Genomic DNA, 1,259 nt, shown 5'->3' on the forward strand with positions numbered 1-1,259 from the left:
TGTACGGACCGGACACATGGTGGACACATGTGCGGGGACATGGTTGACACATTATGGTCCGTAATCTGGCTTATTCACGTCGATAGTCCGCAAAAAGTGATGGCAGAAGTAGACGTCAAATAGACCCTCGCTTTCAGGCTTTGGGCGTATCGCGATGTGATGTCCAGCCAGGCCTTTGGCGATACTGAAATAGCGGTTCTGGAAGCGGAATCGGCTGTGATAGGCCTTGGCCAGCTTGTCGTCCGGTCCGTATTCAAACTCTGGCAGTTGCTGCGGATAAGCCCAAGGACTGGCGCGATACCGGTCCATCGGCACCTTGTAGTCCAATGCTTGATGAGGGCGTTGCAGGTTATAAATCTCACGCCATCGATCAAACGCTGTTTGGGCTTCTTTGAAGGTAGAAAACTGCCGCCCTTCAAGCACTTCGGCCTTGAGTGAGCGATGAAATCGCTCAATCTTTCCATTGGTTTGAGGGTGGTAAGGACGGCTAAAACTGATCCGGATTCCCAGACGAATCAACCAGATACTCAGTTCTGTGATTTCACCTGGATTACGCGGCGAGCCCCATGGCGGACCGTTGTCAACGTTGATGCGAGCCGGTAATCCGAAACGCTCGAATACCTCGATCATCTTCTCCTTCACCGTGGTCCCACGTTCGTTATCACACGCCTGAATAGCCAAATTGAATCGTGAGTGGTCGTCCAGCAACGTCAGGGGATGGCATCGGCCTTGCTGTGTCGCAAAATGCCCTTTGAAATCCATTTGCCAAAGATCGTTAGGCGCATCGTGCTCAAATCTCAGCTTTGCCGTTTGTTCCTTTGACGCAGGCTGAATCAGCCCGTGCCGGTGCAGAACATTAGTGACGGTGCTGGGAGCGATCTGCTTTTTCAAAATGCAACTGATCGTGCGCCCACCCCATGCAGGATGGTCTTGCCTGAGCGCTATGACCGCCGTCTCTAGAGCCGGATCGGTCAGCTTGGGGCTGGTGATAGGTTTGCGGGACTTCTCTTGCAGCCCCGGCCGGCCTTGCGTCTCGTAGCGTTCGAGCCACTTGTACGCCGTTTGGGGGCTGATACCGAATCGTCGACACAGTTCTCGTTTGTTACTGCCGGGTTGCCGCGCCAAGGCGACAAACTCTTCTTTCAGGCTCATGGCGTCTCTCGTGTCCCAGGGCATGATGGATTTCCGGCGAAATTGGCTCGCCGAAAAGTGTCCACCATGTCCCCGTACACCCGTCAACCATGTGTCCGGTCCGTACA

The 1,259-nt window shown here is 54.2% G+C and carries 1 protein-coding gene; it reads right to left on the minus strand.

All coding sequences use genetic code 11. The features are described from left to right. Window positions 1-51: 51 nt before the first annotated feature. Entirely contained in the window at window positions 52-1,176 is a 1,125-nt protein-coding gene (locus M2400_RS33370) for an IS481 family transposase (RefSeq protein WP_177116066.1), read from the minus strand. Between the last annotated feature and the right edge of the window lie 83 nt (window positions 1,177-1,259).

The sequence above is a fragment of the Pseudomonas sp. BIGb0558 genome (assembly GCF_024807515.1).
Taxonomy (GTDB): domain Bacteria; phylum Pseudomonadota; class Gammaproteobacteria; order Pseudomonadales; family Pseudomonadaceae; genus Aquipseudomonas; species Aquipseudomonas yamanorum_A.

Coding starts and splice junctions, on each gene's coding strand:
- M2400_RS33370 (WP_177116066.1), bottom strand. CDS start 1,176: ATGCCCTGGGACACGAGAGACGCCATGAGCCTGAAAGAAGAGTTTGTC.